The 12,603-nt window shown below is 68.0% G+C and carries 10 protein-coding genes and 1 pseudogene; 6 read left to right on the top strand and 5 right to left on the bottom strand.

Annotation, left to right across the window (positions count from 1 at the left end):
* Positions 1–109 precede the first annotated feature (109 nt).
* Positions 110–360: pseudogene (locus tag ACFTZC_RS08900) on the bottom strand (NADP oxidoreductase); the annotation flags it as partial.
* 95 nt (positions 361–455) lie between these two features.
* Here ACFTZC_RS08900 and ACFTZC_RS08895 point away from each other — a divergent pair.
* The 5 genes from ACFTZC_RS08895 to ACFTZC_RS08875 all read left to right on the top strand — a co-directional run bounded on the left by ACFTZC_RS08895 (position 456) and on the right by ACFTZC_RS08875 (position 7,771).
* A complete protein-coding gene (locus ACFTZC_RS08895; RefSeq protein WP_382888076.1) occupies positions 456–1,166 on the top strand; it encodes a hypothetical protein in 711 nt (236 codons plus the stop codon).
* A 177-nt stretch (positions 1,167–1,343) separates the two neighbouring features.
* On the top strand, positions 1,344–2,912 hold the full coding sequence (locus ACFTZC_RS08890) for an ISL3 family transposase (protein ID WP_382888075.1): 1,569 nt from the start codon (positions 1,344–1,346) through the stop codon (positions 2,910–2,912).
* 83 nt (positions 2,913–2,995) lie between these two features.
* On the top strand, positions 2,996–3,982 hold the full coding sequence (locus ACFTZC_RS08885; RefSeq protein WP_382888074.1) for a hypothetical protein: 987 nt from the start codon (positions 2,996–2,998) through the stop codon (positions 3,980–3,982).
* Between the two features lie 578 nt (positions 3,983–4,560).
* Positions 4,561–5,169, top strand: a complete 609-nt coding sequence (locus ACFTZC_RS08880; RefSeq protein WP_382888073.1) for a barstar family protein — start codon at positions 4,561–4,563, stop codon at positions 5,167–5,169.
* Positions 5,170–7,132: 1,963 nt separating this feature from the next.
* The gene (locus tag ACFTZC_RS08875; protein ID WP_382888072.1) at positions 7,133–7,771 is read left to right on the top strand and encodes a DAK2 domain-containing protein; all 639 of its coding nucleotides are present in this window, start codon (positions 7,133–7,135) and stop codon (positions 7,769–7,771) included.
* A gap of 835 nt (positions 7,772–8,606) precedes the next feature.
* Here the strand turns inward: ACFTZC_RS08875 and ACFTZC_RS08870 are convergent.
* The gene (locus tag ACFTZC_RS08870; protein WP_382888071.1) at positions 8,607–9,884 is read right to left on the bottom strand and encodes an MFS transporter; all 1,278 of its coding nucleotides are present in this window, start codon (positions 9,882–9,884) and stop codon (positions 8,607–8,609) included.
* 70 nt (positions 9,885–9,954) lie between these two features.
* Here ACFTZC_RS08870 and ACFTZC_RS08865 point away from each other — a divergent pair, with 70 nt between their 5' ends.
* Positions 9,955–10,914, top strand: a complete 960-nt coding sequence (locus ACFTZC_RS08865; protein ID WP_382888070.1) for a helix-turn-helix domain-containing protein — start codon at positions 9,955–9,957, stop codon at positions 10,912–10,914.
* Between the two features lie 442 nt (positions 10,915–11,356).
* Here the strand turns inward: ACFTZC_RS08865 and ACFTZC_RS08860 are convergent, their stop codons facing one another.
* From ACFTZC_RS08860 to ACFTZC_RS08850, 3 genes are all read right to left on the bottom strand, one after another.
* Positions 11,357–11,602, bottom strand: a complete 246-nt coding sequence (locus ACFTZC_RS08860; RefSeq protein WP_382888069.1) for a VOC family protein — start codon at positions 11,600–11,602, stop codon at positions 11,357–11,359.
* Positions 11,603–11,699: 97 nt separating this feature from the next.
* Positions 11,700–11,822: a transposase gene (locus tag ACFTZC_RS08855; protein ID WP_382888115.1), complete on the bottom strand. Its 123-nt coding sequence runs from the start codon at positions 11,820–11,822 to the stop codon at positions 11,700–11,702.
* A 143-nt stretch (positions 11,823–11,965) separates the two neighbouring features.
* Positions 11,966–12,493 (bottom strand): sugar O-acetyltransferase, encoded by a 528-nt coding sequence (locus tag ACFTZC_RS08850; protein WP_382888114.1) that lies wholly within the window; start codon positions 12,491–12,493, stop codon positions 11,966–11,968.
* Positions 12,494–12,603: the final 110 nt, after the last annotated feature.

The following is a 12,603-nucleotide window of genomic DNA, read 5'->3' as shown; positions in this document are numbered from 1 at the left end:
TCACCGACACCAGACCCCTGCCCGGAACCACTTCGCCCCGCCGCTCTCAGAGCCCCCGACGGACTGCCGCCGCGCCGCCCTGCGCTTCCTGGCGGCTCGGCCCGTCCGCCTATTCCAGCGGAGGGGCGATTGCCTGGGCAACCGCTCCTCCGCCGCCCCACAGCGCGATGAACAGCGCGGCGCTCGCTTCCAGGAATCCCGCACGCTCGAGACCGCCGCCGACCACGGGGCTCACAGCCCAGATCACGTACCAACTCATGTACACACGCAAGGGCCATCTCCTCGTCCCCGCACACGGCTACGACGAGGAGCCCGCCCGTCGAAGACCGGCGGCCACATGCACCACACACCCTCGTGGCAGCTGAGACACCTCACGATGCCAACGCGTCAAGCTGATCACGGGTTGGCGCGGGGTTGGTCGAACAGACGGAATCATCCAGCGCAAGAATCAGGCTATGGTCATGGCAAGGCGCTTGTATGCCTCTTCTCCCGTGGTGGACGGTCTGCCGTTGCTGGCAGAGCCGGAGTTCTGGGCTGCCCACCTGGTCGAGATGTACGACGGCTCGCACGTTGGCTCCTTCGGCGTTGACCCGGCGGACGTCGAGGGCATGCTGGAGCGCCTGAGCGGCAAGACCGCTTGGCCCACGTTCCGGATCCCGCTGTCGGGCGGGCACAGCATCGTCGTGCACTACAACAGCGGTGAGGAGTACGCCTCCACCGACTACTTCATCGTCCACCCCGACTGGTGGACGAACGACCTGGTCCTGGCCAGCACCGATGGGGACCGGATCGGCCCGGGCCTGTGCTGGGCCGAACTCGCCGCGCTCCTGCCGGCACCGGAGGGCGGGGACGGAGTCACCGCCCCGCACGCACGGCTACTTCTCCTGCTACCCGTCTTGGGCGACACGAACATCCCGGCTGAAGCCGTCACTCTGGTGCGGGAGGCGCTGACCGCTCAGGGCGCCCCCGACGACGGCGACGCACTCGCACGTTGCCTTCTCCAGGGGCACCCGATGTGGGGAGCCGCGCCGTGGTCGTTCGACGAGGATGAGCGTGCCTGGATCTGCGCAGGCGAACACAGCCCGCGCGAGGATCCACTGGGTGATCACCTGCCGGACGCGCAGCGCAGAGCACTGGATGCCTGTCTCACGCCGTTCGGTGGCTGATCCGGTCAGGCGGCACTGGCTTCCGGTGCCGTCCCAGTGGCTTTATTCACGAGTAGTGGCTCTGGCTCAGGTTGTGTGCCCGAGCACTGTGAGTGCAGACTGAACCACTTGTGGTACCTCGGGAAGTTGCCTCAAAACGAGCAGTAGCGCGAGTGACTGGGCTGACAGTGCGGTGCTGTGAATGAGATCTTGCTCCGGCTGGATGAGTTGTTGTTCCCGTCGATCGCGGACGTCGCGGTGCTGTCGGTGGACGTGAATGTCGCGATAGTGCGTGTTGATGTGCGGTGCACGGCCGCGGGTGCCTCGTGTCCGGGTTGTGGAACGTGGTCTGCCCGGGTTCACGGTTCCTACCTGCGGTTTCCTGCTGATGTTCCGAGTGCGGGGCGAAGTGTCGTACTCCAGTTGCGGGTTCGCAGGTTCACCTGCCGGAACGCCGAGTGCGGACGTCGCACGTTCGTCGAGCAGATACCTGGCCTGACCCGAAGGAACAGCCAGCGGACCGAGCGGCTGAACTCGACCCTGGCCGCGATCGGTCTCGCCCTCGCGGGCCGGGCCGGCTCCCGCCTGGCCGCCATAGTTGGTGCGCCTGTCAGTCGCAGCACCGTCCTGCGGCTGCTCGACGCGCTTCCCGAGCCGGAAGTGCCCGCTCCGCGGGTGGTCGGCGTCGACGAATACGCCACCCGCAAGGGCCGCCACTACGGCACCGTCCTCGTCGACGTCGAAACCCGCCGGCCCGTCGATCTGCTGCCCGACCGGGAGTCATCGAGCCTGGCCGCGTGGTTGGTCCAGCGGCCCGGAATCGAGGTTGTCTGCCGGGACCGTGCACCGTTCTTTGCCGAGGGAGCCAGCGCCGGTGCTCCGCAGGCCGTGCAGGTCGCGGACCGGTGGCACCTCTGGCACAACCTCAGCGAGGCCGCCGAGCGGAGCATCGCCCAGCACCGGCAATGTCTGCGAGTCCTGGTACCCGAGACGCCTGAACCGACCGAGGCGGAGACCGACCCGACTGAGGAGTCGTCCGGCTCACCGTGGCCGACCGGCCACCGGTTTGCCGACCGCACCCGAACCGTCCACGCCACTGTCCACGCCCTGGTCGAGGCAGGGCATAGCCGTCGCGCGATCCAGCGGCAGCTCGGCATGACGAGCCGAACCGTCAAACGGTACGCGGACGCCGCCCGGCCGGAAGACCTCTTCACCGGTCAGTGGCAGATGCGGGCCTCCGTCCTCGACGAGTACAAGCCCTACCTCGACGACCGTTGGAACGAGGGCCGCACCAACGCCTGGAAACTGTGGGAAGAGATCGTCCCGCTCGGCTATCAGGGCAGCTACCAGCGCGTTCGCGCCTACCTCCGCCAGAAGCGCACCTCGCCGCGGCCCGTGACAGCCCGTCCGCCCTCGCCCCGGGCCGTCGCCGGGTGGGTACTCCGCCGCCCGGAAGCCCTCTCCGAGACCGAACACCTCCATCTGAAGAACGTCCTGGCCAACTGCCCCGAAATCGAGGGATCCGGGCCGGTAAGGGATAGTGCGGTCATTCTGACGCGGGAATTCGCCGTTGAGGCGATTGACCCGCCGAGGACCGGTCATTTAACCCTTTCCGTCAGCTTGTCGTTTAACGTCCAGCTTCGAACAGCAAGGCCTGACGATCACCCGTCCGTACGGCCTGCTTGGGGAAGCACCGGCCTCGCGTTCGCCCCCCCCGTCGGCGCGTGGGCAGTGCCTCGACAGCGATGTCGGTCCGCTCGGGCATGATCTACTCCGATCGGACTCAGCGGGCGGGGTGGTGTGACGTGGGCGAGTGGGGAACTGATCCGACGTTCGCGATGTGCCGAGCGTTGGCGGACGGGGCGGACCTGTCCTCATTCGTGGGCGGGCCGTTCGATGTGCGTGCGGTGGTGGCCGCGATGCGGCCCGAGGTCAAGGACGGTTTCCTGCTCGATGAAGTCCCCTGGGAGAACTTCCCGCAGGGGGATCACGTCAGGGAGGCCATTGACCTGCTCTGTACTGGCAGTTCATCCGTTCGCACCGGAACGGGTGTTGTGAGCGGCCTGTGCACCAACGACATGCGGGCCGCCGCTGTGCTCGCCGTACCATTCCTGATCCGGATCGCTGCCGACCCCCGACACCCATGCCGGGCCGACGCGCTCGCTGAAGTCTCCTCCCCGGCCCGCGCCCGCTACTTCGGCGTCGCCTCCCGCAGCGAACTGCTGCTCCACCGCGCCGACACCCAGCACGAGGACCTCTACGACGACTACGGGGTCGAGGTGACCGGCTACCCGGCGGGCTGGTCGGTTGCCGCCGCCCGGGCCGCGGTCACCGCCGACGCCACCCTCCTGAAGCCCCTTCTGCACGACCCCGAGCCTGCGATCCGGATCCGCGCCGCCTACGCCTTGGCCGCCGCTACCGACCTCGACCGCGCGGTCCGTGCTGCCTTCCGCACCTGGCTCGACGCCGAGCAGGACCCGATTGTCCGCGCCGCCCTGGTCTTCGCCACGGCCGAAAGCACCCGTGCCCACCCCCATCCGCCGACCACCGTGTGGATGCGAGAACGCTGGCGGGACCGGGCGCAAGCTCCCGAGGACCGGCTGGCCGCCGCGATCGGCTGGCTCTGCCTCACTGACGAACCCGCCCCCGACGACCTGCGCGCCGTCGTCGACAACCTCTCCACCGACGAGCGCGCCCACGCCATGGACGACCTGCCCTGGATGGCCGCCGCCGGCGGATCGAACGAGACGGGACTGCGGCGCTGCGTCCAAGAATTGCTCCACCCCGAACAGTCTGATCCGACGGCGCACGACGACCCATGGGCCCCGCGATCCTGACGGCGACAGCAGACCCTCCCGACGCGATCGCCGCCTGTTGCTCCTCAGCATTCCGCAGGTTCCGATAGCCGGGGCTACCAATAGGATCGCAGTTCTCCGGCGTGTGATCGAGGTGCGCGGTCGTTAGGACGACGCGCGAGCCGGTGCCGTACGCGGGCTGTCCGTGCAGGTTGGGGCACCGGCCGGGGTGGGTGCCACGTCTGCACTCACCTTCACTTCTCTGCACTTCACTCTCACGGGTGAAGGCGGGTATGTGACTCGTCAAAGGGCCTCCGAGATGGATGAGATGCGGGCAGGGGTGGTGGACTCGGCGACTGCCGAGCAAGTCCCCCGTCGTCGGTAAGATCAGCACTTTCTTTGGGGGTGCGATGCGAACATCAGGGCGGAGCAGCGAGGGGCAGAAGTACTCGCTGACCTCGGACGAGGACGACAGCGACTTCTGGGGCTTCGCTCACGAGGCCGAGGGTTTGTTCACGCCGCTGCCGGATGAGGAAGGAGCTCGCCGAGTGCATCTCGCGGGTTGCCTCCCGCAGGGTGGCCTACTGAGGTGCGTTGACCACGTCGGCAGTCGTCGTGCCGTGGCGGGGAACGCCTGGTTCGAGCTCCTCGACGGTGACGGTGCCACCATGGGGTCCTACTTCGTCAACGAGGTCACCGTCATCGACGTCAGGCCCTCCGCCAGTGGTGCCGGCCTCGTCGACCCCACGGTGACGCTCTGGTGCGACAACGCCCTGCCCGGAGCGGAACAACCGTGGGAGCTGGTCCGCAGCGGTCACCTGAACCACACCGGAATGTGGCACGAACTCGCACCCAAGGACCGACACGCGTGGCTGTCGGTGGCCCTGTGGTCCCGGGAGTACCAACGCCAAGGGAAGTCCGATGCGTCTGCAGGCCAGGTGTTCACCTTGGACGGCCGACACATCGTTGACCGGGACACCTTCTACTGCGCGATCGGTGAGGCCATCAACGGACCCGGTGGCTACTTCGGCTGGAACCTGGACGCTCTGGACGACTGTCTGAGAGGCGGCTGGGGCGCGACCACTCCGTTCACCTTGCACTGGGACTTCTCTGCCGAGGCGCGGACGCGGTTGGCGGAACGCGTGCCCGCTGGTGATCGCGAGCTTGTGATGTTCGACCTCCTCCTGGAGATCTTCGAGGAACGAGGTGTGAGCGTCATCCTTCGGTGACAGCTCGTTGCTTCGAGGCATCGGTCTGGGGACGTCATTCGGACTCCTGCGGACGGCGGCGTGCGGGGATGCCGAGGTGGTGTCCGCGTACTCCTTTGAGTGCACTACCGCGTACGAAGTTGTGGGCTCTGGCGCTGATCTTGTTTGCGCCGTGAGGCGCTGTTGGTTCGAGTGGAGGTGGAAGACCTGCACCAACCCGCTGTCGCAGCAGTCGGGTTGAAGCTGAGGGCAGCCTGATCCGGGTGATGCCGGGGAGGGTGAGAGCGGCCCTGACAACGCCGGGACGATTCCAGTACTGCCAGATGGGGCGGGTCCGGCAAGCGTGATGGAGAGGAGTACGCGAGGAACCGGCGTTTTACGTCTCTTAAAGTGCCTCCGGCTCGAACCTGGCAGATCAGGGCCGGTAGCGGTGCGTATGCAGGTCATCCTTTCGGGTGGTCTGACAACTCCTGGGCCGGTATACGAAAGCTGGCCGAAAGGCGCACGAGGAAAGCCTGCGGCGTACTCGTGGCGATGCCGCAGGGATACAGTCGGGCTCCTCCTTCATCGAGCGAACCACAGTGAACACGGGAGCCGTCCCAAACCTCGCCCTGTCACCTGTCTCCATCAGGCTGCCGGGGCTGAGCGCATCGACCGCTGATCGGTTGGGGACGGGGCGGAGCCGCCGTAGTACTCCGAGGCCGGGGTGCGACACGAAAGTCGCACGAGTTGAGTGAGCTTCATCGAAGGAGGTCGGCTGATGCCGAAGGTGTAGTTACGGATCAGTGTTCGAGGATCTGTCCCCGGCCTGACGTGCGTCGCTGGTAACGGCGGGGGGGCGAAGCTCAGGTCTCCAGGCCCAAGGGCTCCCGTTCCATCTGGGAGCTAAAGGTCACGGGGAAGGCCGACAGGCTGAACAGTGTGAACCCCTGGTGATGCCTCGTCATCGGAAGCCCCGCAGATGGGTCGTGCAGCGGGGTCAAGGACTGGCCGTTGAGAAGCGGCAGGCGCCGACCGGAAGACGCTAACGACCTCGTTACGGCGGGGCGGGCAGGAGTGTGACGGTGGCATCGGCGTGCTGGAGTTGTCGGTGTAGGGCTTCGTTGGCCTGGTGGAGCTTGTCCAGGCGCAGGGTGATGACGATCTTCGAAATTGGCTCTGCCCGGAGTTTCGTGAATCGCCAGGTCAGCAGCACGAGGACACTGCGGGCCCGGCGCCGCCGCGCAGGTCGCTACCCACCAGCCACCACCGGGCCGGCTGTGACCTGAGGAGGGTGGGGAAGCAGTGACGCGAGGTTGTCCCGTACGAAGTCCGCCGCCCTCCTGACTGACTCGTCGGCCCCTGCTTGGTCTTCGTAGACGCTGGTGGAGAGCATCACTCCATCTCCGGCGTCGACCCAGTAGTAGGCCACGAAACCGGGGACTTGACGCAGAAGGGGCACGAATCCATCCCCCACTCGGCGTGCCGCCTCGGCAGGATCAGTTACCCCTTCGTACCGCCGAACGACTGCGTACACAGCTGATCTCCTCACGAATCCCAAGGTCACCTCGCTCCGCATACATGCCCTCCACGCCGCCTCCGGCTCGCAGCACGTCCGCAAGGCCCTCGAATGGGCGCACGGGTCAACCTGGGTCCGCCGTGGCCAGGGCTGAGCGAAAAGAGAGCTCACCGCGCTCCGCCCCGGCTGGCTCGACCTGTGGTCCACTCCCTCACAGACCGCCCTGCACCTCCCCGGGCCCGCCAGCCCCCACACCAGCGGCGACGCTACCGGCAATGCCGGGCCCGAGGACACACCGGTCCGAGCGCCCGCCGCGCGAACGCCCGGGCGACGCGACACGCTGGAACGCCTCTCGCGGCTCACGAAGATCGTGCACGCGGCCCTGACCCGGCTCGACCAGAGCGTCAGGGACGGGGACTTCGGCGACAACTGGGCCCGCGGAGTGGAGGGCGCCGCCGCACGGCCCGCCAGGACGGCACCGCCGGCATGAGCGCACTCGCCGCCAAGTTCCGTGACCACGTCGGCGGCACCAGCGGCCCCCTGTTCGGACTCTTCTTCGACCAGCTGTCCCGTGCACTCGGCAACGAGACGACGGCGGACATCCCCGCACTGGCCGCCGCCAGCACCAACGCGCTGGCCACCATCAGCCGCATCGGCGGCGCGCAGATCGGCGACTCGCCCCTCCTCGACGCGCTCGCCCCCGCTGCCGACACCCTCACCGCCGCCGACGGCGAACGCACCGCGGCCCTCACCGCCGCCGCCCGCGCCGCTCTCAACGGCGCGGCCACCACCGCCGACCTCCGATCCCGCGCCCATCCCGGTCTCGGTGTCGAGGTCCTGGTTACGGTCGGCTCTCCGCTCGGGGTACCCGGAGCCGTGTTCGACATGCTGGATCCGGCGCCCGACACGTCCGGCAACGGAACACGGTCCCCATGCATTCGCCATTGGGCCAACATCGCCGAGGCCGGTGACCTGGTAGCGCTCCCCCGCCGCCTGGGCGACCGCTTCCCCGTCGACTCACACCATGAAGCCCACATGTCGACCGTTGACTTTCACACCGTCGACACCTACCTCGCCAGCGGCCTGAGCGCTTCGGCGCTCGCTCCCCACTGCGACACGCTGTAGTCCGACCGGCTCAGGATGTCCGTCGTCTGCCAGGTGGGACGGCCCGGTGGAGGCGAGGTCGAGGACGTTCTGCAGGGGGGGTAACGCGTGTGGCGACGGTGTTGGGGCACGCCACCGGCATGTCTGTTTCCAGATGGTGGTCTTCCACCGCGGTGTTGTTGCGCCAGCGCCAGGAGGCCACGCCCAGTGCGGCCGCGTCCGGGACGATGTCGGGCGCGACGCGAGCCCCCACTATGCCGACGTCCCGACCCCGGTAGGTGCTCAGCCACTGATCCTCGGTGATCTCACGCAGCACCTCGGTCGGCGGCAGCTGGCGGAACTCTCCGGCCGGCTGGAAGATGCGGCGGACTCAGCGAACAGCCTGCATGGTCCGGACTCAACAGCCGTCAGGCGACCGCGCCCGCATCGCAGCCCACCCTGTCGCCTACAGGCACTGAAGAGACCCTGCGGGCAGGCAGCCATGGCCCCCTCCCGGCCCTGTGTATCTGCTCGGCTACCGTCTAGGTCATGGCCTCCAAGCCCCCCACCGCTTCCCGAGTCGGTCAGACTGGCTCTGTCGATGACGAGGAGCAGCGTTTCTCGGGCAGTTCGGGAGGCGCTGCCCACGTCGAAGGTCGATGGCTTCGGACGGCGGCTCGATGCCGACCGGCGAGACGCCGTGTGCCGCTCGTTCGGGGCCCGTGACAAAAGCGCTGGCTACGGGCGTAGGGGGCGGCCGTCGTCCCGCCGTTGCCGAGTGCTGGCGGGTGCCTTCCGTTCTCATCGACATCGAGATCCGGGTGAGGCAAGCGCCTCCCGAGGAGGTCTGTCTGCGGTCATTCAATCGAGGCGTTTGTCAGCGAACCCAGTCCTTGTCGCTTCCTTGCCAACGAATCTCGTCCTGTGAGGTAAACGCGTTGGCGGGTTGGCCTCGGTCCCGCTCCGAAGTCCCGGTGTCCTGGTCCTTTCCCTGATGGCTTTCGTGCTCGCGCGTGCTACGGCTCGGAGCGCACACCAGGGCAAGTGCCGTGGCGCCCGCCGTGACGAGGAACGCTGCTCGCAGGCCATGAAGTTCGGCGTACGCGCCGAGCAGCGCAGGTCCCGCGACCGTGCCCAGCCCCAGGAAGAAGACGGTGAGGCTGAAGCCGGCGGAGGGCCGCTCGGGAAAGACACGGTAGCTCCACACCCCGAGCATCCCGGATCCAGCCATGAAGCACGGGCCGTAGAGCAGGGCAGAGAGGGCGACTGCGGGGAGCGAGCCGGGAGCGAGGCCAAGCAGGGCGACCGCGACGGCGATGCCGAAGAAAAGCCCGGTGTGGACACGGCGCAGTCCGTACCGCGCGATGGCGTGGCCGGTCAGCGCGCCCGCCGTGCCGGCCGCGCCCATCAGGGACCAGAAGAGGGGCGCGGTTGCGGAACCGGTACCCGCCGCGTCGGTGACCGCTTCGACGGCGAAAGACCAGTAGACGGCGCCGACGAGGCCGTAGATGACGGCGGTGAGCAGGAGCGGCAGTGCGCTGCGACGGTACGTCGGCCGACTGCTGCTCCGTGTCCGTCGGCCCGAACCTCTGTGTAGCACACGGGCGTTGTACGCGGTCGATGCCAGCGCTGCCAGGGCGAAGGCCAGCCAGGCGTACCGCCATCCGCTGCCGTGGGCGAGCAGCGCCAGGGGGCCCGCGACCACGACGGCGAAGGCGGTGCCGCTGGCGATGGTGCCCAAAAGGCGCTCGCGCCGCCCGGTCGGCACCATCCGGTCGACCGCGTCGGAGTAGGGGGCCCAGGTCCAGCCGGAGCTCGTACCGGCGAGGATCAGCCCGGTGATCAGCAGCCCCGGCCCCTGAGCGAGCGCCACAAGCGCCATTCCGACGGCGGCGGAGAGCCCGCCGGCGAGAACGAGCGGGCGCGGCCCGCAGCGCGCGATGAGGGCGCCCACCATCAGCAGTGCGGCCAGATAGCCGACGTAGGTGGCGCTGCCGATCAGCCCGACGAGGGAGACGGAGAGTCCGAACTCCTCGCGCAGTTCGGGGAGGAAGAGGCCGTATCCGTACCGCGCGAAACCGAAGGTCACGCCGATCGCCGAGATCCCGGCGAGGGCCAGGCGGTGGCCGGGTGTGGTCAGTGAGTTCCATGCCATGCCCCCACCATCCGGTCGGCGTCTCCGTCGCACCATTGGCGAAAACGTCAGTTTCCCCTAGATTTGCGCCATGGTGCTTCGTGTGGTGGTGATCCTGCTGGAGGAGACCTCGCTGTTCGAACTGGCCGTGCCGTGCGCGGTGTTCGCGGGCGAGGGGTACGAGCTGACGCTGTGCGCCACCTCCTCGCAAGGCGCCCAGCGCGCCCCTGGCGGTCTGCGCCTGGAGGCCGAGTACGGCCTTGAGTCGCTGTGCGAGGCGGATCTGATCGTGGTCCCTGCCTGCATGATGGACGGCTACGAACCGCCGGCCGCCCTGCTCAAGGCGTTGCGTGAGGCGCATGCCCGCGGGGCGCGGATCGCCTCCCTCTGTTCGGGGGCGTTCGTGCTGGCCGCAGCCGGGCTGCTGGACGGGCGTCCGGCGGCGACCCACTGGATGTACGCGGAGGAGTTGCGCCGCCGCTATCCGTACATACGCGTCGACGACCGTTCCTTGTACGTCGACGACGGCTCGATCCTCACCAGTGCGGGCACGGCCGCGGCCATCGATCTGTGCCTGCACATCGTGCGCGGCGACTACGGCATGGCAGCGGCGGCGGAGGTCGGCCGCCGGATGGTCGTGGCCCCGCATCGGGAGGGCGACCAGACTCAGTACGCGCTACCGCCAGCTCCTGTCCCACCGCAGGCGGAGAGCCTCGGGCCGGTGCTGGACTGGGCGCTGTCCCGGCTCCACCGGTCGCTGACGATCGCCGAGTTGGCATCCCGGGCGGGGATGAGCACGCGGACGTTCGGCCGCCGCTTCGCGGCGGAGGTGGGCGCCACCCCGCTGAAGTGGCTCAACCAGCAGCGGCTGGCGCGGGCGCGGGAACTGCTGGAGACGACGGATCTGGGAGTGGACACGGTGGCGGAGCGCAGCGGGCTGGGCAGCGCGGACAGCCTGCGCCAGCACTTTCACCGGGCGCTGGCAATGACCCCGGCGGCGTACCGGCGCGCCTTCCGGGCCACCACCCCGCAGAGACTGTCGGGCAACTGATCACGGCGGGAGTTCAACCATCGGAATTCGTCCTCCTACGACAGCCCCGCAACGATCACGCGGCCGCAGAACCGTGAAACGACTGACGTCCACCCCGATGACCCTGGCCAGGCAGACGCCGGCCCGATCAGCGAGTGCGAGACCAACCGTGGTGAGTGTGGACCGGAACTCTCTGTCCGCTGAGCGTGCCGCCGAGTCAGACCTGCTGGTTGGCTCACCGAAGCCCCGTCGCGCGCAGCCGAAGCCAACCAGCCGTCATCAAGGTTCTTGCCACCCAACCCGGTCCGCCCAGGTCGGACAACTGATCAACGCCTGACTTCGTTGTCCAAGGACAGAAATGCTGCTCTGCGACGTGAACAGAGCCACCCGCACAGGCCCCCGAACCGACTGGTCCAAGAAGTGCTGACCGTCAGCGCGGCCCTGTCCCTGCGCTGTCCGAGGGTCAGGCCACGGGGTTCTCCAGGAGGGTGACCCGGTTGCCGTCCGGGTCTTCCAGGGCAGCGAACCGGGTGCGCGTACCGCCGGCCTGCACCGGCCCCGCAGCCAAACCGCGTTCCTTGAGCTGTGCAAGAGCCTCGTCCAGATCAGGAACCTCAAGATTCAGGAGCGCCGAACCAAAACGCTCGGTGTCCTCGAAGACCGAGAGCCAGCCCCCTGTAGTGAGATGCCAGTCCGCCAGTGACGGCATCGGCCGGGTGTCCGCCGGACGTCCCCCGGCACTTCTCGGGGCGATGGGTGCTGGTGGGCCCGGGTGGTAGTGGAGTCCACCGCCACCCGCCAGTCGATCAGCCCATCGTCCTCCGCGCGGGCGAGCAGGACGCCGAGCACGCGGTCTTCCAGGACCCGAACCTGGCTGGGAGGTCTCGCCAAGGAATACCGGTACGGTACCGGTAGACGATCGCCTCCATCATGCGGCGGTGACCGGCCCACGGCATGCCGGGACGACCGGTATCGGATGCGGTCCCACTGCCGGCCGGTCAGGCAGGCATGACGAGGCATCAGGATCAGACCGTAGAGGTGCTGTGCACCCGGCCCGGCAGTTCGGCAGGGCTCAGTCGATGGCCTTGATCACCCGGGCGGGCACTCCCGCGACCACGGTGTCGGCAGGAACATCACGAGTGACCACCGCACCGGCAGCGACCACCGAACCGGCCCCGATGCTCACCCCCTGCGTGATCACGGCAGCCGTCCCGATCCAGACGTCGTCCTCGATAACGATCGGGGCGAAGGAGAGGTACTCGCGGCGCTCGGCCAGGGGCAGTGGATGGCCTCCCGTGATAAGGCTGACCTTCGGGGCGATCATGACGCCGTTGCCGATACGGATGCCTCCCCTGTCCATGAAGGTGCACCCCTGGTTGACGAAGACGTTCTCCCCGAAGGTCGTGTTCAGCCCGTACTCGGTAAAGAACGGCGGGTAGATCACCACGGACTCCGGCAGCGGGCCACCGAACACAACAGAAAGTAGTTCCGCGCGACCTTCGCTGTCGCTGAACGGAAGCACATTCAGTCGAGACGTCGCATCGGTCACCTCCACGATCCGCTCCGCATGACGCGTGAACTCAGGCGTCCGGACATACATGACCTGCTCTGTGCGGGTAGACATGCGCTGATCCCACCACCGCGCAGGACAATCGATCAAACAACCCGGCACCACAACAGCCACAACCAACGGTTGTGGGTAGGGTGAAA

It is taken from the genome of Streptomyces sp. NPDC056987 (assembly GCF_042673865.1).
Classification (GTDB): domain Bacteria; phylum Actinomycetota; class Actinomycetes; order Streptomycetales; family Streptomycetaceae; genus Streptomyces.
Note: the sequence above shows the minus strand (reverse complement) of the source record. Positions and strands in the feature narration are given on the sequence as shown.

What these genes read in the sequence shown, in the direction of transcription:
- ACFTZC_RS08870 (WP_382888071.1), bottom strand. Translation starts at nt 9,884, where the DNA reads ATGGCATGGAACTCACTGACCACACCCGGCCACCGCCTGGCCCTCGCC.
- ACFTZC_RS08860 (WP_382888069.1), bottom strand. Translation starts at nt 11,602, where the DNA reads ATGCCGTCACTGGCGGACTGGCATCTCACTACAGGGGGCTGGCTCTCG.
- ACFTZC_RS08855 (WP_382888115.1), bottom strand. Translation starts at nt 11,822, where the DNA reads ATGGAGGCGATCGTCTACCGGTACCGTACCGGTATTCCTTGGCGAGAC.
- ACFTZC_RS08895 (WP_382888076.1), top strand. Translation starts at nt 456, where the DNA reads ATGGTCATGGCAAGGCGCTTGTATGCCTCTTCTCCCGTGGTGGACGGT.
- ACFTZC_RS08850 (WP_382888114.1), bottom strand. Translation starts at nt 12,493, where the DNA reads ATGTATGTCCGGACGCCTGAGTTCACGCGTCATGCGGAGCGGATCGTG.
- ACFTZC_RS08875 (WP_382888072.1), top strand. Translation starts at nt 7,133, where the DNA reads ATGAGCGCACTCGCCGCCAAGTTCCGTGACCACGTCGGCGGCACCAGC.
- ACFTZC_RS08865 (WP_382888070.1), top strand. Translation starts at nt 9,955, where the DNA reads ATGGTGCTTCGTGTGGTGGTGATCCTGCTGGAGGAGACCTCGCTGTTC.